This window comes from Saccharopolyspora sp. ID03-671 (assembly GCF_045278815.1).
Taxonomy (GTDB): Bacteria; Actinomycetota; Actinomycetes; order Mycobacteriales; family Pseudonocardiaceae; genus Saccharopolyspora; species Saccharopolyspora ipomoeae.
Genome location: NZ_CP134054.1, coordinates 4265937 through 4285699, shown reverse-complemented (window position 1 = coordinate 4285699; position 19763 = coordinate 4265937). Strand labels below are relative to the sequence as shown.

The following is a 19763-nucleotide window of genomic DNA, read 5'->3' as shown; positions in this document are numbered from 1 at the left end:
TGCCTTACTGGATGTTCACGTCGACGCTGGCCGGCAGGTCGATGCGCATGAGCGCGTCAACCGTCTTCGGTGTCGGCTCGAGGATGTCGATCAGCCGCTTGTGCGTCCGCATCTCGAAGTGCTCCCGCGAGTCCTTGTACTTGTGCGGGGAGCGGATGACGCAGTAGACGTTCTTCTCAGTGGGCAGCGGCACCGGCCCGACGACCCGAGCGCCGGTGCGCGTCACGGTCTCGACGATCTTGCGTGCGGACGCGTCGATCGCCTCGTGGTCGTAGGCCTTGAGCCGGATGCGGATCTTCTGTCCCGCCATGGTGGCTTGCCGTTCCTCTAGTCTCGTGCCGCGGTCAGGTACTTGGGTGCAGGGCGCACCCATCGGTGCCCCTCACGGCCCTCAGCTTGGTGTCGTCCCCGATTACCGGGAGCCGTCACAGCTCTCAGTCCGCCCCTGTTCAGGTGTGTAGGTGCCCGGTACACGCGGTCGGGCGTGTCGCCCGGCTGTCGCAGACCGGTCCCCTCGAACGTCGCCGATGGGGTGGGCCCGGAGGCCCGTACACCTTTCTTGTGCCCTGCTCGGCCGACCGAGCGGCCGGGGAATCGGAATCCGAAGGAGAACGGAGCCGAACACCGAACAAGGGCGCGAGGCCCTCGCACCAGGGCGGCCGGAGCTTCAACGCGGAAAATCCGGCCGCCCTGAACGAGCAACCCACATAGGATGGCACATCCTCTGCACCACCCAAAATCGGGGGTCGTTTTACGGGACCGAAGTCACGCAAAACAGAAGAGGGCCCGCCTCCCGTGCGGAAAGCGGGCCCTCGTCACATCACTTGGTGATCTTGGTGACGCGACCGGCGCCGACGGTGCGACCGCCCTCGCGGATCGCGAACCGCAGACCCTCGTCCATCGCGATGGGCTGGATCAGCTGGACCGACATCTCGGTGTTGTCGCCCGGCATGACCATCTCGGTGCCCTCGGGCAGGGTCACAACGCCGGTGACGTCCGTGGTCCGGAAGTAGAACTGCGGACGGTAGTTGTTGAAGAACGGCGTGTGACGGCCACCCTCGTCCTTGGACAGGATGTAGACCTGCGCCTCGAACTCGGTGTGCGGGGTGGTGGTGCCCGGCTTCACGACGACCATGCCGCGCTCGACCTCTTCGCGCTTGATACCGCGAATCAGCAGACCGACGTTGTCGCCCGCCTGGCCCTCGTCGAGGAGCTTGCGGAACATCTCGACACCGGTGACGGTGGTCTTGAGCGGCTTCTCCTTGATGCCGACGAGCTCCACCTCCTCGTTCACCTTGATGACACCACGCTCGATGCGGCCGGTGATCACGGTGCCGCGGCCGGTGATCGAGAAGACGTCCTCGACCGGCATCAGGAACGGCTGGTCGGTGGCGCGCACCGGGTCCGGGACGTTCTCGTCGACGGCGGTCATGAGCTCGACGATCTTGTCGGCCCACTCGGCGTCGCCCTCCAGCGCCTTCAGCGCGGAGACGCGGACGACCGGAACGTCGTCGCCCGGGAACTCCTGGGACGACAGCAGCTCGCGGACCTCCATCTCGACGAGCTCGAGGATCTCCTCGTCGTCGACCATGTCGGACTTGTTCAGCGCGACCAGGATGTAGGGGACGCCGACCTGGCGAGCCAGCAGCACGTGCTCGCGGGTCTGCGGCATCGGGCCGTCGGTCGCGGCGACCACCAGGATCGCACCGTCCATCTGGGCGGCACCGGTGATCATGTTCTTCACGTAGTCAGCGTGACCCGGAGCGTCGACGTGAGCGTAGTGACGCTTCTCCGTCTGGTACTCGACGTGCGCGATCTGAATCGTGATGCCGCGCTCTTTTTCCTCCGGCGCCTTGTCGATCTCGTCGAACGGCGTGAAGGGGTTCAGCTCCGGGTACTTGTCGTGCAGAACCTTGGTGATGGCTGCGGTGAGCGTGGTCTTGCCGTGGTCAACGTGACCGATGGTCCCGATGTTGACGTGCGGCTTGTCCCTCTCGAACTTCGCCTTCGCCACTGGATTGTCCTCCTGGACTTGTTAACTTTCCGCCGTACGACTTGTTGTGCCAGGCGGAGTCCTGTCGGGTAGGTGACGAGCGGATCGCTCACCCCGGAGGGATCGCGTCCCGCTCGCCGCCGTCTGGAGGGGATTGCTCCCCGGTCGCCTTTCGCGAGGCGTCGCCTCTGGGCCGGCCCCGGTCACCCGGAACCGGCCAGCAGGTCACTCGCCCGTTGCCTTGGCGATGATCTCCTTAGCCACACCGGCCGGAACCTCGGCGTAGGAGTCGAACACCATCGAGTAGTTGGCACGACCCTGGGTCTTGGACCGCAGGTCGCCGACGTACCCGAACATCTCGGACAGCGGCACGAGAGCCTTGACGACGCGGGTACCGCTGCGCTCCTCCATGGCCTGGACCTGGCCACGGCGGGAGTTCAGGTCACCGATGACCTCGCCCATGTAGTCCTCGGGCGTGGTCACCTCGACCGCCATCATGGGCTCGAGCAGTGCCGGGGACGCCTTCGCGGCGGCCTCCTTCATCGCCATCGAGCCCGCGACCTTGAACGCCATCTCCGAGGAGTCGACCTCGTGGTACTGGCCGTCGAGCAAGGTCATCTTCACACCGACCAGCGGGTAGCCGGCCAGCACGCCGTACTGCATGGCGTCCTGAGCACCCTGGTCGACCGACGGGATGTACTCCCGCGGGATGCGACCACCGGTGACCTTGTTGACGAACTCGTAGGTCGCGCTCTCGGACGTCTGCTCGATCGGGTCGAGCTGGATGATCACACGCGCGAACTGACCGGAACCACCGGTCTGCTTCTTGTGCGTGTACTCGTACTTCTCGATCGACTTGCGAATCGTCTCGCGGTAGGCCACCTGCGGCTTACCGATGTTCGCCTCGACCTTGAAGTCGGTCTTCATGCGGTTGACCAGCACCTCGAGGTGCAGCTCACCCATGCCCTTGATGATGGTCTGACCGGTCTCGTCGTCCAGCTTGACCTGGAACGTCGGGTCCTCCTCGGCGAGCTTCTGGATCGCCGTGGAGAGCTTCTCCTGGTCGGCCTTCGTCTTGGGCTCGATGGCCACCTCGATGACCGGCGCCGGGAACGTCATCGACTCGAGGACGATCTGGTTCTGCGAGTCGCAGAGCGTGTCACCGGTGGTGGTCTCCTTGAGACCGATCACCGCGTAGATGTGGCCGGCCTGGATCTCGTCGACCGGGTTCTCCTTGTTGGAGTGCATCTGGAACATCTTCCCGATGCGCTCCTTGCGGCCCTTGGTCGAGTTGATGACCTGGGCGCCGGAGGCGGCCTTGCCCGAGTAGACCCGGATGTAGGTCAGCTTGCCGAAGAACGGGTGCACCGCGACCTTGGAGACCAGGGCGGCGAACGGCTCGTCGGTGCTGGCCTTGCGCTCGGCCGGGGTCTCGCCGTCGGGCAGGGTTCCCTGCACCGGCGGGACGTCCAGCGGCGAGGGCAGGTAGTCGACGACCGCGTCGAGCATGGGCTGAACGCCCTTGTTCTTGAACGCGGTACCGCACAGCACCGGGAACGCGCTGCGCTCGATGGTGATCTTGCGGATGCCGTCCTTGATCTGCTGCTCGGTCAGCTCCTCGCCACCGAAGTAGGCCTCCATGAGGGCCTCATCGGTCTCGGCGACGGCCTCGACCAGCTTCTCCCGGTACTTGGCCGCCGTTTCGACCAGGTCCTCCGGGATCTCCTCGATCGCGTACTCGGTGCCCTTCTGGACATCGCCACGCCAGGTCAGAGCCTTCATCTGGACGAGGTCGACCACGCCCTCGAACTCGGACTCCGCACCGATCGGCAGCTGCAGGACCAGCGGGGTGGTGTTGAGCCGGTCCTCGATGGTGCTCACGGTGTAGTAGAAGTCGGCGCCCAGCTTGTCCATCTTGTTGACGAAGCAGATGCGCGGGACGTCGTACTTGTCCGCCTGGCGCCAGACCTGCTCGGACTGGGGCTCGACACCTTCCTTGCCGTCGAACACCGCGACCGCGCCGTCGAGGACGCGCAGCGAGCGCTCGACCTCGACGGTGAAGTCGACGTGACCGGGGGTGTCGATGATGTTGATCTGGGTGTCGCCCCAGAAGGTGGTGGTAGCAGCCGAGGTAATGGTGATACCCCGCTTCTGCTCCTCCTCCATCCAGTCCATCGTCGCGGCGCCGTCGTGCACCTCGCCGATCTTGTACGTGATCCCGGTGTAGTACAGGATCCGCTCGGTCGTGGTGGTCTTGCCCGCATCGATGTGGGCCATGATGCCGATGTTGCGGACCTTGGTCAGGTCAGTCAGCACGTCGCGTGCCACGAGATTCTTCCCCGTTCCCTAACAGCAGGTGCAAAGTCGAGGTGACAGGTGCAAAGCTGTCGAATCGGTTCGGCTGGCGGGCAAGACCCACCAGATGTCACCAGCGGTAGTGCGCGAAGGCCTTGTTGGACTCCGCCATCTTGTGCGTGTCTTCACGCTTCTTGACGCTCGCGCCGAGACCGTTGCTCGCGTCCAGCAGCTCGTTCATCAGGCGCTCGACCATGGTCTTCTCGCGACGCTGCCGCGAGTAGGTGGTCAGCCAGCGCAGCGCGAGGGTGGTGGACCGGCCGGCCCGCACCTCGATCGGCACCTGGTAGGTCGCGCCACCAACGCGGCGGCTGCGGACCTCCAGGGTCGGCTTGACGTTGTCCAGGGCACGCTTGAGCGTGACGACCGGGTCGGTGCCGGTCTTCTCCCGGCAGCCTTCCAGCGCCGCGTAGACGATCTTCTCGGCCAGCGAGCGCTTGCCGTCCACGAGGACCTTGTTCACCAGCTGCGTGACCAGCGGCGAGCCGTACACGGGATCAGCGTGCAGCGGCCGCTTCGGGGCCGGACCCTTGCGGGGCATCAGCTCTTCTCCTTCTTCGCGCCGTAGCGGCTGCGAGCCTGCTTGCGGTTCTTCACACCCTGGGTGTCAGCGGAACCGCGGATGATCTTGTAGCGCACGCCGGGCAGGTCCTTCACACGGCCGCCACGAACGAGCACGATCGAGTGCTCCTGCAGGTTGTGGCCCTCGCCCGGGATGTAGGCGGTCACCTCGATGCCGCTGGTCAGCTTCACACGAGCGACCTTGCGCAGCGCCGAGTTGGGCTTCTTCGGGGTGGTCGTGTACACGCGGGTGCACACACCACGCCGCTGCGGGCTCCCCTTGAGCGCCGCGGTCTTGGTCTTGGCGACCTTGTCCTGGCGGCCCTTACGGACCAGCTGCTGGATGGTGGGCATGGACCGGCTTTCTGTCAGCGTTCGCGTCTTTTAGGTACTCGACCAAGCAGCCGCTCGTTCGAGCTTCGGCGTGCCCTGGGCGTCGAGCACCTGTCAGGCACTGTGTTTCGGGACTCCCCCGCACCACGAGGTCGGGCGTGTCGCCCACTCCTCGGCCCCTGCAGCGCCCGTTTCGGCCGAAACCGAGGTAGACCCCAGAGGGTTTTCGGAAGAGTTCCACACATCCTCGGCGCTGCCGCGGCCCTCCGCTCGGGCGGCCACGTCATGCACGGGCATGCGGATCGACCCGATTGGCGTCGGGTCCGATAAACAAAGATACCCGGCCCGTTCTCAGAGGGTCAAAACGGGGGTCCCCTTGACCTGCTCGATCACCTGGCGCGGCCGGAGCGCCGCAGAAGAGGTGCGAGCTGGCGTCGACTTCTCCCGCCACCCTACCCCGTGTGACAAGAGCCTCCCGGCAGGCGAGAACGGGATGTCCCCCGTGGACACCCCCGTTCTCGTCGGCAGGTCAGGCCTCGGCCAGCCAGCCCTCCTCGACGAGGACCTTCGTCGAGTTCGGCAGGAGGTAGGCGGTGCCGCCGCCGACCTGGCCGTGGTCCGGGCGCACGATCCCGGTGATCGCCTCGAACTCCCGCACCACCCGGTAGCGGTGGTACGGCCCCGGCGGCTCGCCGGGCGCGATGCTGCGCTGCGGGATCGTGGTGCCCGCGACATAGGCGGTGTTGCCGGTCGGCTCGCCGAAGCGGTCCACCTCGTCACCGGGCCGCAGCCGGACCACGAACTTCTGGTCGTAGGCCGACAGCGGCGGTTCGCCCGCCATCTCCGGCCACGGGCACTCGAAGTCCAGCAGCGGCTCGTCCGGCTCGCGCAGGTAGCGCTCGCGCTCGACGGTCATGGCGCCGATGAGGAAGCAGCCGGCCGTCCACGGGTCCGGGAAGCGGTGCTTGGGGTTGGGCCGGTCGTCGTGGGCCTCCACCGCCCACCAGCCGTCCGGCTCCGGCCGCATGCTCCAGCCGCCGCCCACCGGTTCGTCGAAGCTGTAGAACCGGCTGCTCACGCCCTGCGCCGCCAGGTGCGAGCCGACCAGGGCGAAGGCCTCCTCCGGCTGCCGGGCCAGCATCGCGACCGGGTCGGTGGCCAGGATCATCGCCTTGGCCCGCGCCGAGGCGATGTCGGCGACCGCGGTCGGCGCCTGGTAGCGGGCGCGGCGGATGTGGTCGAGGAACTCCGGCGGCGGGGCGATGTCGTGCTCTTCGAGGTAGTAGGCCATCGCCTGCGGCCACACGAACACGCCGTCGGTGTGGAACTGCTTGGGCACCTCGGGGCGGCGCTGCGGGTCCAGCTCGTCGGCGTCGGTCGACATCGCCGAGAGCACGATCTCGCCGCCGTTGAGGTAGCTGAAGACCTCGCGCTTCTCGATCCACGGCACCGCGGGGCGGAACACCTGCGGGCGGCCCTGGGCGTCCCGGCCGTCGAACACCGGCAGCATCCGCAGCGGACCGGTCGCCCCGTCCGGGTAGGTCACGGCGTCGACGAAGTGGTCCCAGGCGGGCGCCAGCAGCCACTGCTCGGGGTTGCGGCGCGGGTAGAAGCGCAGCTCGTCGAGGTGGGCGCGGCCGTCCTCCGGCGGCGTCCGCCACTGCGGCTCGCCGTGGGCGGTGCGCAGCTCGCCCCCGGAGAGCACCGCGCTCGTCCACGCCCCGGTGTCCGGGGTGTAGCCGACGTCGCGGATCCGGCGCAGCAGTTCGAACGCCTCGTCCCCGGCATCGGTCTCGTACCGGGTCCCGAGCGCCGTGCAGCGGATCTCGGTGGAACCGGCCACGGCCCGCAGCTCCTCCAGCAGCCCGGCGAGCTCCGCGGAGCGGTCCGGGAAGGTCCCGAACGCGGCGGGCGCCGGGAACGGCGGGTGCACCGGGAACGGGTCACCCTGCCTGACGTTGATCAACTGTCCCCCTCAGCGGTATCGGTGTGAGCCACTCCGTCGAGGCGGCGACGCGGCGCCGGCTTCGGCGACGGGATGCCGCCGCTCTCGGCCCCGACGGTGGCGGGTTCGGCCGACCACTGCGGTCGGACCGGGTAGCGCTCGTTCCAGTCATGATCGGACGGCGGGTCGATGGCGGCGCGGCCTGGCTGGAACCCGCCGCGGCCGAACTCGGCGACGCAGTCCAGGGCGGTCTGCTCGATGACGTCGCGCAGCTCCAGCTCCGCCAGCCAGTCCAGCGGCAGCGCGCCCACTCCCTGCAGCGCGCCGACGATGTTGCCGCAGATCGCGCCGGTGGAGTCGCTGTCGCCGTCGTGGTGCACGGCGATCTGCAGCGCCCGCTGCACGTCGTCCCCGGCGACCAGGGCCGCGCACACCGCGATGGCCACGGCCTGCTCCCCGACCCAGCCGCCGCCGAGGACCTCGGCGATCCGCTCCGGCGTCGGCTCGCCCTCGGCGGCCAGGTCCACGGCGGCCTTGATCGCGGCGGTGGTCTCGTCGTGGTCGTCCCAGGTCTCCAGCACCTGCAGCGCCAGCCACACGCCGTCGTCGAGGCTGCGGCCCAGCAGCGCCTGCTGCACGATCACCGCCAGCGCGCCCGCCGAGTGGTAGCCGGCGGGGTGGCTGTGGGTGATCGCGGCGGTGCGCGCGGCCAGCTCGAACACCTCGGCCGGGTCGGTGGAGGTCAGCGCGACCGGGGCGGCGCGCATCGCACCACCGCAGCCCTTGGAGTCGTTGACCTTCTCCGTCAGCGATCCGGCGGGCTTGCCGTCGCCGAAGCCGGTCAGCGCGCGGAAGATCGTCTTGCCCGGGGCGCGGGTCTTGAACAGGCCCGGCACCTCGATCAACCAGCCGTCCGGCACCGGGTACTCGGCGAGGAACGGGCCCGCGGCCGCGTCCCACTCGACGCCCTGGGTGTGCAGCCAGCGCTGGTAGGCGAGCTGGACCTCCGGCAGCGGGTCGTCGGCGCCGAGCGTGCGCGCGGCGACGCTGCCCCGGATCAGGCCCTCGGCGGTGAACAGCGTCATCTGGGTGTCGTCGGTGATCGCCCCGTGCACGCCGTAGGCCTCGCGCAGGCCGTCGGGGCCGGAGGGACCGAAGCGCTCGGTGATCTGCGCGGCCTTGGTGAACTCCAGGTCCGAGCCCAGCGCGTCACCGAGGGCACCGCCGAGGAAGCAGCCCAGGACTCGCTCCGTCAGCGACGGCTCAGCGTCGCTGGGACCGTCGCTCTTGGCGTGCACGCGACGACCACCCGAGGCCGGAATGGCCTCGGTGACCTGCGGTTCTTCGGTCTCGGTGGTGTCCCGCGCCGGTTCCGCTCCCTCGGGTTCCTCCCGTTCCTCGGAAACCTCCGGGGGCTCCGCGGAGATCTCCGGGGGCTTCGCGACGCCGGGCAGGACGTCCGGGTCCGGGGTGAGGTCGATCGGCGCGGGTTCCGAGTCGGCGTCGGCGAAGCGGAGCTCCGGGTCCGAGTCCCGGGTGAAGCGGGCGTCGGGCTCCGGCTCGTTCTCGCCCCGCTCGGGGACGGAGATCAGGTCGAAGGGCGAGCCGATGCCGCTCACGTCGACCACGGTCGAACCGGACGGTTCGGCGTCAGCCGTCGCGAAGTCGTCGGCGGGCTCGGGCTCGTCGGCGGGCTCTAATTCGGCGGCGGGCTCGGCCATGGGCTCGGTATCGGTCACGGGCTCGGCATCGGTCACGGGCTCGGGGTCGATGGCTTCCCGGGGGTCGGCGTCGACGTCCCGGATGGCTTCGACGACGTCGGTGGTCTCGGCCGCCGACTCGGGTTCGAGCTCGCGCACGGCCTCGACGACCTGCGTGGTCTCCACGTCCGACTCGGGCTCGACCTCCGGTTCGAGGTCGGTCTGCGGCTCGGCGGCCTCCGGTTCGAGGTCGTTCGCCGGTTCGGGCTCCGGGTCGGACGCGCTCCCCGGCTCGAAGGCGGCCGCCTCGACCACCGGTTCCGGGTCGAGGTCAACCACGGGTTCCGGCTCGGGCTCCGGGTCGCGCTCGGCCTCGACCAGCGGCTCCGGTTCGGGCTCCGGATCCGGTTCGAGGTCGACGCGGGGAGTCTCGGGGATCGGCGCGGGCGCCTCGATCTCCGGCTCGGGTTCCTCGGCCTCGCCCGGGTCGAGGTCGATGGGCGTGCGGTAGCGCGGTTCGAGGTCCACCGGCGCGCGCTCGGGTTCCGGCTCGGAACCGATCGCGGCGAAGACCGCGGTCGTCTCGGCCTCCTGAACCGGCCGCTCGGGACGCTGCTCGACCGGCTTCTGCTCGACCGAATACTGCTCGACCGAATTCTGGGCAGCAGGCCGCTCCTCGACGGGCGCCGGGAACGTCGGCGCACCGATCCGGCCGTCGAACCGCGGAACCTCCTCCTGCACAGGCGGTTCCGACGCGACGGGCTGCGGTGCGGCGGGCTGCGATGCGGCGGGCTGGGGCACAGCGGCTCGCGGCGGTTCCGGCGCGGGAGGCGGCGAGTCGTCCTTGATCGCGGGCATGACCATCGTCTGCTCGGCCGAGCCCTCGACGGTCTTGGCGGGCCCGGCGGGGATCTGCCGCGGCCCGGTCGGCTGCGGTCCGCGCGTGTAGCGCTGCGCCCACTGCGGCGGTGGCGGCGGCACGAACGCCTCGGCCGCGTCGCCGCACAGGGTCTCGATGACCTCGCGGAGTTCGAGCTCGTCCAGCCACTGCCGCGGAATCCCGCCGGGCCCGTGGACGGCGCCGGCGAGCTGTCCGGCGAGCGCACCGGTGACGGCGCTGTCGGCGGAGTTGTTGACGGCGACCTGCACGGCGTCGGCGAAGTTGCGGGTGCTGCCGACGGCGGCGAGCGCGATGCCGAGCTCTCCGGGCTTGTCGACGACGTCGAACTCGATGTCGATGTCCAGCGGTCCGGGGACGCCGCCGCGCTGCCCGACGAACATGGCCGCGTGCACGGTCCGCCGCACGTCGGCGGGCACCCCGGCGACCCGGTAGGCGGCGTTGAGCCGACGCTGGTCGGACTGGGTGACCGCGTCCCACAGCGGGATGCCGCGGATGAGCTGCGCCAGCACGTCGGCGTGCACCCCGGAGGCGGCGACGGTGTTGGCGCCGGAGGTGTAGAGGTTCGCGATGCCCGCGCCCGCCGCGTACACGCCTTCGGGCACGTTCGACCACACCATCGCGGGCGCGGCCAGCACCGAGTGGTCGGCGGAGCCGTCGACGACGACCGGGGGTTGCGGTCGGCCGTCGGGGCCGATGGGGTATCGCGCGGCCATCCGCCCGAGCAGTCCGAGCGAGAAGCCCGCCGGGTTGCGGGTGGAGTACAGCTCGCGGCGTTCCAGCAGCCAGCTGGTCGGCGCGGGTTCGGTCGCGGCGAACGCGGCCATCGCGTACTCCCACGGCACGCCCTGGGTGTGCAGCCAGCGGAGGTGGTTGGCGAGGACGAACTCGGTGGGTAAGCCGGTGCAGCCCTCGGCCTTCGCGCGCAGCAGTCCTTCGAGGGTGAACACGGTGAGCTGCGTGAGGTCGGTGACGGCCCCGCGCCGCCCGTAGACGGGGAGGTAGTCGACGACGCCGCGCGGCCCGAACCACTGCTGTATCTCGGCGGTCGAGGTGTGCCGGACTCCGGCGCCGAGGGCGTCGCCCACGGCACCGCCGAGCAGCGCCCCGCGGAAACGATCGGCCCAGCTCAGCTGCGGTTGCGGGTCGGTCATCGCCTTCTCCTCAATTGCTCACCAGGCGGGATAGCGCTGCGCCCACCCCGGATCCGAGGGCGGTCCGGGGCTGAACTCCGCCAGCGCGTCCCGGGCCGCGGTCTCGACCAGTCCGCGCAGTTCGAGGGTCTCCAACCATTCCGCCGGAACGGCCCGAGCCCCGTGAAGCGCCCCGCCAATGTTGCCGCACACCATTCCGGTGGAGTCCGAGTCCCCCGAGTGGTTCACCGAAAGAAGCAGCGCCTCGCGCAGTCCGTCGGTGGCCAGCACGGCGTAGAGCCCGATCGCGAGCGCTTCCTCACCGACCCAACCACCCCCGAGCTCCTGCGCGATCTCCTCAGGTGACACGGGTCCGCGCTCGGCGAGCGCGACGGCCCCGTCCAGCGCCCGGAGCTGCTCCTCGTGCTCCGGCCACCGCGTCAGCAGTTCCCGATCCAGGGCCACGGCCCCGCGCAGCGGCACCTCGCGGACCAGCTGGTGGACGATCACGGCCAGCACCCCGGCCGACTCAGGAGCGGGAAGCGCTGATCCCATTCATCATCATCCCTCGGGAATTCCCTCAGCTGCTCCGGAACGTCCTGGGAAAGTCTGAACACCAGCTTGGCCGACATCGAGAGACCCTCGGCCCAGTACGCCGGGATGCCGCCAAGACCTTCGAAACTCGCACCTCCGATGGCTCCCGCCAACGCCCCGGTCACCACGCTGTTGCCCGAGTGGCTGACCGCGATCCGCAGCACCTCGTCGAAATCGAGTCCCCCGACTGCACCGCACACGCGGCGATCGCCAGCGCCGAGAACGGTCTGCAACCGTCTCCCAACGTCTCGATCTGCTCAGGTGTGATGCCGGGCGATGCCAAGGAATCAGCGGCCCGCATGAGACGCAACAGCTCTGCGTCCCCAGCACCTAGTTCATCGGCATCAACCTCGATGACCTGGCCGAATCCACGGACGTAGTTCTTGGTCATCACAGTCTGCTGCAGAATCGCCCCAAGAGCCTGAGCTGCTTGAACCGACTCACCACGCATCCCGAGCACACCGCACGCCCGCCCCACATGCTCGACGACCTCTCGACTGACCAGAGAGGACACACTTGCGGGAATGGCCGAGTACAGGAACTCGGGCAAGCCCGCAGGCCGCCCGGGAAGACCGGCGGCGACAGCCGCAACAGCACGCGAACCGGCAATCCGGGGTGGAAGGTGCCTTCCCAGCCAACCGGCCTGTCCTTGCGCTTCAGCGGAACTCGACGACCAGAGAGCGTAGGTAGCCCGCAACTCGGCCATCGGATCCAAGCCACGAACCAACGCACGATCGGACCTGATCAAACCATCCAGGGACAGAGCCAGCGTCACCAGACCGTCCGACATCGGCGGCTCTTCGGCGCCTGGCTCCAACGAGGTCGCACCCGGTGCACCGAACCGTTCCCCGTTCTTCGGCCAACCCGATGACGTGACCCGGTGTCCAAGCGCGTCCCCGATCATCGCTCCGACAACAGCACCGAGGAATCGCTGCGCGCGTTCCGCAGCGAGTTCCCCGTCTCCCAGCACGGGACGCCTCACCGGCTTGCCGGCGGTCTCCGGCCCTGTACCGCCCATCACAACCATCCGTACCTCGAACGATCACCAGGCCGGGTAGCGCTGGGGCCAGGAGGGGTCTGTGGGTGGTCCGGGGCTGAACTCGGCGAGGGCGTCGTTGGTGATGGTTTCGATGATCTGGCGAAGCTCCAGGGTTTGCAGCCAATCCGCCGGGATGGCGCGGGTTCCGTACAGGGCGCCGCCGATGTTGCCGCAGACGATGCCCGTGGAGTCTGAGTCGCCGGAGTGGTTCACCGACAGCAGCAGCGCATCGCGCAGGTTGTCGGTGGCCAGCACGGCGTAGAGGCCGATGGCGAGCGCTTCCTCACCGACCCAGCCTTCGCCGAGCTCGGCCTTCAGCTCCTCGGGTGTCACGCGACCGCGTTCCGCCAGCGCCACCGCGCGGTCGAGGACCTGCAGCTGCTCCTCGTGCTCCGGCCAGCGCGTCAACAGGTCCCGCGCCATCCGGACCGCATCGCGCAGCGCGACCTCGCGCAGCAACTGGTGCACGATCACCGCCAGCACACCGGCCGACAGGAACCCGCTCGGGTGGCTGTGGGTCAGCGCGGCGGTCCGCACCGCCACGAGGAAGACCTCGCTCGGGTCGTTCGACCACGCCGCCACCGGCGCCGCCCGCATCACCCCGCCGCAGCCCTTGGAGTTGTTGATCCGGTGCTGCGGAGTCGCGAAAACGCCCGTCTGCGCGAAGTTCGCCAACGCCGACATGCACGTGCTGCCCGGAGCCCGCGACGCGAACAGGTCCCGGTTCGTGATCAACCAGCCGTCCGGCCGCTGCAAGTGCTGCGCGTAGGGCCCACCCGAGGTGCGCCACTCCGGCCCCTGCGTGTGGTACCAGCGCTGATACGCGTGCTGCACCTCGGGAACCGGATCGTTGTCCCGCGGCTGCATCCGCCGAGCCACGTGCGCCCGGATCAGCCCCTCCAAAGTGAACAGCATCATCTGCGTGTCATCGGAGACCTGAGCAACCCCGTCCCGCAACACCGGCCCCGTCACGCCATCAGCCCCGTGATGCCGCCGAATCATGTCGATGTCGTTGAACTCGACCGCATAGCCCAGCGCATCCCCCATCGCCCCACCGAGCATGGCCCCGAGGAACCGCTCTTGGGCACTGATGGGCTCCGCAGGAACGGCAGCGGGCTGAGGGTTCTGCCCAGCAGCTCGGCGCTTCTCGAGTTCCTGCTTGAGCACCGAGCCTTCGATGAACGCCTGGTGCCGCGTGGCGATGTCGAGCACGAGACCGGCTTCGTCCAGGAACGGCTCGATCGAGGCCAGGTTGGCCTTGTGCGCCCCCTTCGCGAAATCCGGGACGTACTTGACCGCCGACGCACCGAACAGAACCTTCCTGCCGCCGAGCGGGAAGATCGGGGCGGCCCCGTCTTCCTCGACCACCAGCGCGAAGTCGCTGTCCGCGAGAACGGTCACGAGCGCGCCGGTCGAAACGTAGCCGGCGGTGTGCAGGTGCAGGACCTTCTCAAGCATGCTCACCGGCTCCGGAAACCCGAGCGTCAGTGGAGACGGCTTGTACTTCGAGCTCGGCCGGTACTGCCCCGTCACGGCGCCGGCATCGTCAACCCAGTACTCACCGACGAACGCGTGCTCGGGAACCTTGTCGCGCGGCTGCCCCTGGTACATGCGGTCCGGCACAGCGATCCAGGTACCAGGCGCTGCTGTGCCGCGGCTCGCAACTCATCGGTGATCTCGGGCGCCGACTGCAGAATCGCCCGTGAACCGATCAGCATCACGTCCTGCGCGTCAGGACCGGTCGCGACATGCACGTTCAACTCGGGCAGCATCGGCAAGAGCTGGTACCCGTTCACGACGGTCGTGCCAGGAGCGAAGTCCGGTACGGCCTTCTTGTTCGTGCACACCCAGACCTGCTGCTTCTCCTGGCCCTCGACGCTGACCATCACCGGATCCGCCGAGTCCTCCGACGTGACCAGGAACAGCTTGGCGATCAGGAACTCCCGGTACACCTGATCGATCGCCTCAGGATCATTCGCGTACCGCTCGATGGCCTGCTCAAGAGCAGTCGTCGGCCCCTGCTGGCTCATCCCGCTTCTCCGTCCTCGACCGCGCCCTCCGCGTCGCGCCTCCGCTTGGCGGGGAAGGGCTTGAAGTCGTCATCCAGCCCGATGGGGAAGTTGTCCCCCGGTTTGGGAGTCCCCTGACGCCCACTGCGATGCAATTCGCGCATCCACTCCCGTGAAGCTTCCAGAGCCTCCCTCTTCTCCGGAGGGAGCTTGCTCCAATCCGCGCTGTACTTCCGCACGAGTTCCTCATGACTGAGCGGCTCGGTCCCACGGTCCCGCAGGTGGACGACCCACTTCCCCAGCTCGTCGCTGAACTCCTTGCTCAGCAGCTCGAAGCGACTCTTCGGCGGCCAGACAACTTCTTCGTCCAAGACCACCTCACCGCCCAAGATCAGTCAGGTAGATCGTCCACTTATCAGTTTCCTCATCAAATTTTCTGCTACTGACCGCAAAACGGCTACCTGGGGGCCACGCCACCTCACGCATGCCCCCATACGGCTTGAGGAACTCGAGGTCTTTACCTTCACGTGCCTCGATCACGAACTCGACATTTCCGGGGAAGGGATCCCCCTTCGAGGAACTCGTAAAGGCGTTCTCCGTGACCTCTGCGCCATCCGAATACCGCTCCAGGAAATCTTCCATGTTCCAGGAATCGATGAAAATGCCACGGTGAACCGTGGGGACATCCGGAGTCGCAGTCCAGTCCGGGAGTTTGTTCATACCCGACACGGCGTTGCGAATCACGGTCTCATACCTGCGCACCTCTTCGACGTCTCCGCCGCGGAGCGCCTCGTTCCAGTACTGGTGATCCATACCGGTGTAGAGGTACATCGCGGAAAGTTCCTCGTCGGTGATGTGCTCGATATCCGGCCGTCGGCTTCGGATCTCTCGGAGTTCGGCATCACTCAGCACCTTGCCGAGCTGCCGAAGGGCAGAGTGGTCCTCGGCCGTCGCGCGGAAGTCCCTGTCGCCGAAGAAGTCGAGCTCGTCGAGCGGATTGCGTTCACCGAGTCCAGGTACATCCGGGTCCGGGCCGTCCGGCAGCAACGTTCCCTGTTCGAACCCGTTGTCGCTCAGGAAGTCGTCATAGGATCGGGTCGGCGGGGTCACATCCGGAGGAGGCGGGAAGCTCGCCGCGCCGGAGTCGACTCGCGGAGTTCCAAAGTTCGGGCCCGGAGCCTCAGAATACGCCACTGGACGATGGGAGGCGGTCTGCTGAGGTCCCGTTGCGCGCCCGCTTACCGGCGGAGCTGGAGTGCTCTGAGGTGCGTTCCACCGCTGTTGCGGACTGCCTGATGGGGAAGCGTTCGGTTGCCCACCCTGAACCGGATTCCCTTGGGCCTGCGGCGCGTTTTGCCGAGGCTGTGTGGGGACTGGCTGTTGAGGCGGGCGGCCGCCTTGCGCGTGCTGCGGCGACCCGTATCCGGCGTGTTGCGGATACTGCGGATTCGCGTACTGGGGCTGCTGCGGGTAGCCACCTTGTTGGGAAACGTGCTGCGGTTGCTGCGGGTAGGCGCCGCCCGCCTGCTGCGAGTTCTGCGGAGCGGCGTGCTGCGGATATCCCTGCGGGGCGCCCTGCTGCTGGTAACTCTGGTGCGGCTGAGCCGAGTAGTGCTGCGGAGCGTTCGGCTGGGCGTAGTGCTGTGCCGGTCCCTGCTGCGGATAGCCCTGCTGCTGGTATCCGTGCTGCGGGTGCCCCTGATTCGGCCCGGGCTGCGCGTAGCCCTGCGGGTGCTGCGCGAACCCTTGGCTCTGCGGAGGCTGGACGCTCTGCTGCTGGAATCCCTGCTGCGGGTTGTACGCCTGGTGCTGCTGGTTGTACGCCTGGTGCTGCGGGGTATACGCCTGGTACTGCTGCTGCGGGTTGTAAGCCTGCTGCTGTTGCGGACTGTAAGCCTGCTGCTGTTGCGGGTTGTAGGCGTGGTTCGGCTGCTGTGGTGGGGGGTGAGATCCCGGTGGCCCGGTTCTGTAGTCGTGGCCTGTGGCCGCGTCGATTGCGAAATCTTCTTCCTTGAGTCGTCGGCGGAAGAAGCCTCGTCGTTGGGCTGCTTCTGCTTGTACTCCTCCTCGGGTCCACTCGGGGTTGTGGCCTGGTGGGTAGGGGCTGGTGTGGACTGCTTTGGTGCCGTCCGGGCGGAAGGCGGTCCACTCGCCCGGGGAGTCCATGCGGGGGTGCGGGGTGCCGGACTCGTCCCTGTCGAAGTTCGCGCGGGTTTCGCTGGCGTAGATGTTGCCGTAGTTGTCGACCCACGCGTTGCTGTTCGGGGCCAGGACCTCGACGCCGAGCTCCTCGGAGAGCTGCTGGGCGAAGTTCTTGCCGCCGGGGACGTCGGCCCCCGTCTCGCACGAGACCAGGCGGATCGGGGTGCCGTCCTTGTAGCCCGGGGAGCCCTTGATGATCTCGGCGAGTTCCTTGGCGTCGAGGTCCAGGTCCTTGAACCTCACGCCGTTCGGTCCGCCGTGCATCTCGACGGTGAAGCGGTTCGGGTCGACCGAGCAGCGCGGCCGCTTGTTGGCCCACTCCGCGCGGCCGAAGTAGTGCTCCTTCGGCGGCCTGGTGAACGACAGCCCGGCCGTGTTCGCCTCGATGTCGCGGCGGCGCGGCCCCAGCTTCTCGCGCAGCTCGTCCGAGATGTCGAGGCGCGGCGTGTGCGACGCCTTGTGGTGGCCGGCCTGCCACGAGTCCTTCGGCGGGGTCTCGGCCGCCATCGACTCCGCCGTCGACGGCTTCGGCTGGTCGGGTTTGGGCTGGTCAGGAAGGCTGTTCGGCGCTTCCGGGGTGCGCTGGGCCGGGATCGGCGTGCGGGGCGCCTCGGCCGTGCGCAAGTGCTCCGGGCGGGGCGGGGCCGCGGTCTGGCGGTGCACCGGGGCTCCGGGGCGAGCCTGGGATGCGCGGGACGGGCTCGGGGCTCCGCGCCCACCGCGCGGCGCGTGCGCCGAGGCCTCCACGCGCGGCCGACTCGGGGCATCGACGTGGGGCCGGTTCGGCGCATCCGCGCGCGAGGCCGCAGGACGATTCGGCGCGTCCCCACGCGAGGCCGCAGGGCGGTTCGGCGCGTCCGCGTGGGGTCGGTTCGGGGTGTGCGCGGCGCCCGGATGGCCGGACGTGCCGGTCCACCCGGGCGATCCCTGGCGTCCCGCGCCGCGCGGCGACGGCGCGCCACCGGACGGGGAACCACCTGACGGGGCCGAAGGGCTCGCGGCTCCGCCCGGAGCCGCGCTCGACGGCTGGTCCGGGCGCGGAGCGGACGGAGCCGACTGCGGAGCGGCGGCCTCCGGCGGCCTGGCGGGTGCGTCGACGCCGGCTGCGGAGGTGTTCGCGGGAGCGCGCTGGGCGTCGGGAGTCGAAACGCCGGAACCCGTGTGGGTCTGCGCGGACGGCGATCCGGCGTCGCCGCGAGGGGCGTCGGTGTGCGTCGCACCGCCAGAACCCGAGTGCGTGGAACCTGAACCGGACTGCGAGCCCGAATCGACGTTCGACCTGCTCGAACCCGAATCCGCCTGCGCCGAACCGGAATCCGTCCGCGACTGCGAAGCCGCGTCAGCGTGGCTCGAACCCGAATCCGCCTGCGCCGAACCGGAGTCGGGACGCGACTGCGGCCCCGCATCAGCAGAACTCGAACCCGACTGACCCGAATCGGAACTCGACCGCGACTGCGATCCCGCGTCACCGTGGCTCGAAACCGAATCCGCCTGCGCGGAAGGCGAATCCGAGCTGGACCGCGACTGGGCCGACCCGCTCGAACCCGGGTCGCCGGACGCACCCGAGCCGGAGTCACCGCTGCCCCCGGAACTCGAACCCGACTGCGCCGAACCAGCCCCCGAGGCCCCCTCCGACTGCGAACCGCCGTCCGAGGTCGACCCCGATCGCGTGGACGCATCCCCCTGGGACGACGAACGGCCGCCCTCCGCGGACGGCGAACCGCCGTCGTCGCCCGAGTCCGGGGCGTTCGGGCTGTCCGGCCCGCCGAACCTGGCGTTGTGGCGGCCGACGACGTCGGTGCCGAAGGTCTCGTCGATCTTCTTCCAGGACTTGGCGGCCAGGTGCTCGGCGACGTCGAGCTTCTCCGCGACCTTGCTGACCGCCCCCGCTCCGGCCTTCGCCTTGCCGCCCAGGGTCTTCATGATGTCGCCGAAGACCTCGGCGAGCTTGGCGAGCTTCGGGGAGACGTTGCTGATCGTCTTGATCAGCTTGTTGACCACGTCGGCGATCTTGCTGACGGTCTTGGAGATGAACGCGACCGCCTGCGGGACCACCCAGGCCAGCGAGGCGATCGGCGGCAGCAGGGCTTCCAGCGCGTAGGTGATCAGCCGCGAGATGCAGTCGGCGACCAGGTCGCGGACGAACTCGCGGACGAACGCGACGACCTCGCCCATGACCGTCACGACCGAGCTGATGGTGCCCGCCAGCTTCGCCGCACCCGCGAGCGCTTCGCCCTTCTCCGCGGCGGTCCGCCGGTAGGCGTCGCCCGCGGCGCCGGTCCAGTCGGCGGTGTCGGCCTTGACGGCGTCCTCGTACTGGCTCGCGGCTTCCTCGACGGCCTTGGAGACGTTCTCCCAGGTCTTGCCGTAGGCGGCGACGCCGTCGGGGTCGCCGGCGAACCAGTCGAGGGCCTCCTTGAGCGGCTGGACGTGCTCGATCAGCCAGGACAGGCCGTAGGACAGCAGCGTGCCGATCGGGTCGACGGCCATGCTGATGCCTTCGAGCGCGAGACCGCCGTAGGCGAGCCCGGATTCGACCCAGCTGGACCCCTCGTTGAGGCTGGAGACGTCGTTGACGGACTCGGCGATGCCGATGCCCGCCGCCCAGCCCTGGTCGCCGGTGCCCTTGGTGATGAAGCCGTCGTCGCTCTCCGGCTGCTTCTCGACGAGCGGGTTGCTCACGGCTGCACCCCGCGGATCATCTCGCTGTTGCGGTCGTCGATCTCCTGGTAGTCCTCGGCGGTCGTGCGCACGTCATCGGCGATCTGCTGCATCGACTTCACCGCTTCGCGGACCGCGTCCACGCCCTGCTGCTCGGCGATGTCGATCATCTGCGCGAACGGCTGGCACAGGACTCCGTAGGCGCTGTTGTCCAGCGAGACCTGCTGCGAGGCGTCGACCGCCGTGCTCAGCTGATCCACCACACCATCCACTTTGGACGCGTGGGTGCGCAGGTTCTCGATGACGACGGTCATCTCGTCAGGCATGTGCGATCCCCCAG

General features: G+C 68.8%; 14 protein-coding genes. All 14 read right to left on the bottom strand.

Going from position 1 to position 19763, the window contains the following annotated elements; all coding sequences use genetic code 11:
• Positions 1–4: 4 nt before the first annotated feature.
• The 14 genes from rpsJ to REH65_RS19715 all read right to left on the bottom strand — a co-directional run bounded on the left by rpsJ (position 5) and on the right by REH65_RS19715 (position 19749).
• The gene (gene rpsJ, locus REH65_RS19780; protein ID WP_009948626.1) at positions 5–310 is read right to left on the bottom strand and encodes a 30S ribosomal protein S10; all 306 of its coding nucleotides are present in this window, start codon (positions 308–310) and stop codon (positions 5–7) included.
• Between the two features lie 510 nt (positions 311–820).
• Positions 821–2014, bottom strand: a complete 1194-nt coding sequence (gene tuf, locus REH65_RS19775; RefSeq protein WP_281455387.1) for an elongation factor Tu — start codon at positions 2012–2014, stop codon at positions 821–823.
• Positions 2015–2218: 204 nt separating this feature from the next.
• The gene (gene fusA / locus REH65_RS19770) at positions 2219–4321 is read right to left on the bottom strand and encodes an elongation factor G (protein ID WP_281455388.1); all 2103 of its coding nucleotides are present in this window, start codon (positions 4319–4321) and stop codon (positions 2219–2221) included.
• A gap of 97 nt (positions 4322–4418) precedes the next feature.
• Positions 4419–4889, bottom strand: a complete 471-nt coding sequence (gene rpsG / locus REH65_RS19765) for a 30S ribosomal protein S7 (RefSeq protein ID WP_093414201.1) — start codon at positions 4887–4889, stop codon at positions 4419–4421.
• Positions 4889–5263, bottom strand: a complete 375-nt coding sequence (gene rpsL, locus REH65_RS19760) for a 30S ribosomal protein S12 (RefSeq protein ID WP_009948619.1) — start codon at positions 5261–5263, stop codon at positions 4889–4891. The genes rpsG and rpsL overlap by 1 nt, the downstream gene beginning before the upstream one ends.
• 508 nt (positions 5264–5771) lie before the next feature.
• Positions 5772–7208, bottom strand: coding sequence for a TNT domain-containing protein (locus REH65_RS19755; protein WP_281455389.1), 1437 nt, complete (start codon positions 7206–7208; stop codon positions 5772–5774).
• On the bottom strand, positions 7205–10939 hold the full coding sequence (locus REH65_RS19750) for an ADP-ribosylglycohydrolase family protein (protein WP_406688625.1): 3735 nt from the start codon (positions 10937–10939) through the stop codon (positions 7205–7207). The genes REH65_RS19755 and REH65_RS19750 overlap by 4 nt, the downstream gene beginning before the upstream one ends.
• Before the next feature lie 18 nt (positions 10940–10957).
• Complete coding sequence (locus tag REH65_RS19745) at positions 10958–11473, bottom strand: ADP-ribosylglycohydrolase family protein (RefSeq protein WP_406688624.1); 516 nt, start codon at positions 11471–11473, stop codon at positions 10958–10960.
• Positions 11425–11745, bottom strand: a complete 321-nt coding sequence (locus tag REH65_RS19740) for a hypothetical protein (RefSeq protein WP_406688623.1) — start codon at positions 11743–11745, stop codon at positions 11425–11427. The genes REH65_RS19745 and REH65_RS19740 overlap by 49 nt, the downstream gene beginning before the upstream one ends.
• An 809-nt stretch (positions 11746–12554) precedes the next feature.
• Positions 12555–14009: an ADP-ribosylglycohydrolase family protein gene (locus REH65_RS19735; RefSeq protein WP_406688622.1), complete on the bottom strand. Its 1455-nt coding sequence runs from the start codon at positions 14007–14009 to the stop codon at positions 12555–12557.
• Between the two features lie 71 nt (positions 14010–14080).
• Positions 14081–14581 carry a hypothetical protein gene (locus tag REH65_RS19730; protein WP_406688621.1) on the bottom strand — a complete coding sequence of 167 codons (501 nt, stop codon included), beginning with the start codon at positions 14579–14581 and terminating at the stop codon, positions 14081–14083.
• A complete protein-coding gene (locus tag REH65_RS19725) occupies positions 14578–14931 on the bottom strand; it encodes a hypothetical protein (RefSeq protein ID WP_406688620.1) in 354 nt (117 codons plus the stop codon). The genes REH65_RS19730 and REH65_RS19725 overlap by 4 nt, the downstream gene beginning before the upstream one ends.
• Positions 14932–14938: 7 nt before the next feature.
• Complete coding sequence (locus REH65_RS19720) at positions 14939–19444, bottom strand: hypothetical protein (RefSeq protein WP_406688619.1); 4506 nt, start codon at positions 19442–19444, stop codon at positions 14939–14941.
• Positions 19441–19749: an ESX-1 secretion-associated protein gene (locus REH65_RS19715; protein WP_406688618.1), complete on the bottom strand. Its 309-nt coding sequence runs from the start codon at positions 19747–19749 to the stop codon at positions 19441–19443. The genes REH65_RS19720 and REH65_RS19715 overlap by 4 nt, the downstream gene beginning before the upstream one ends.
• Positions 19750–19763: the final 14 nt, after the last annotated feature.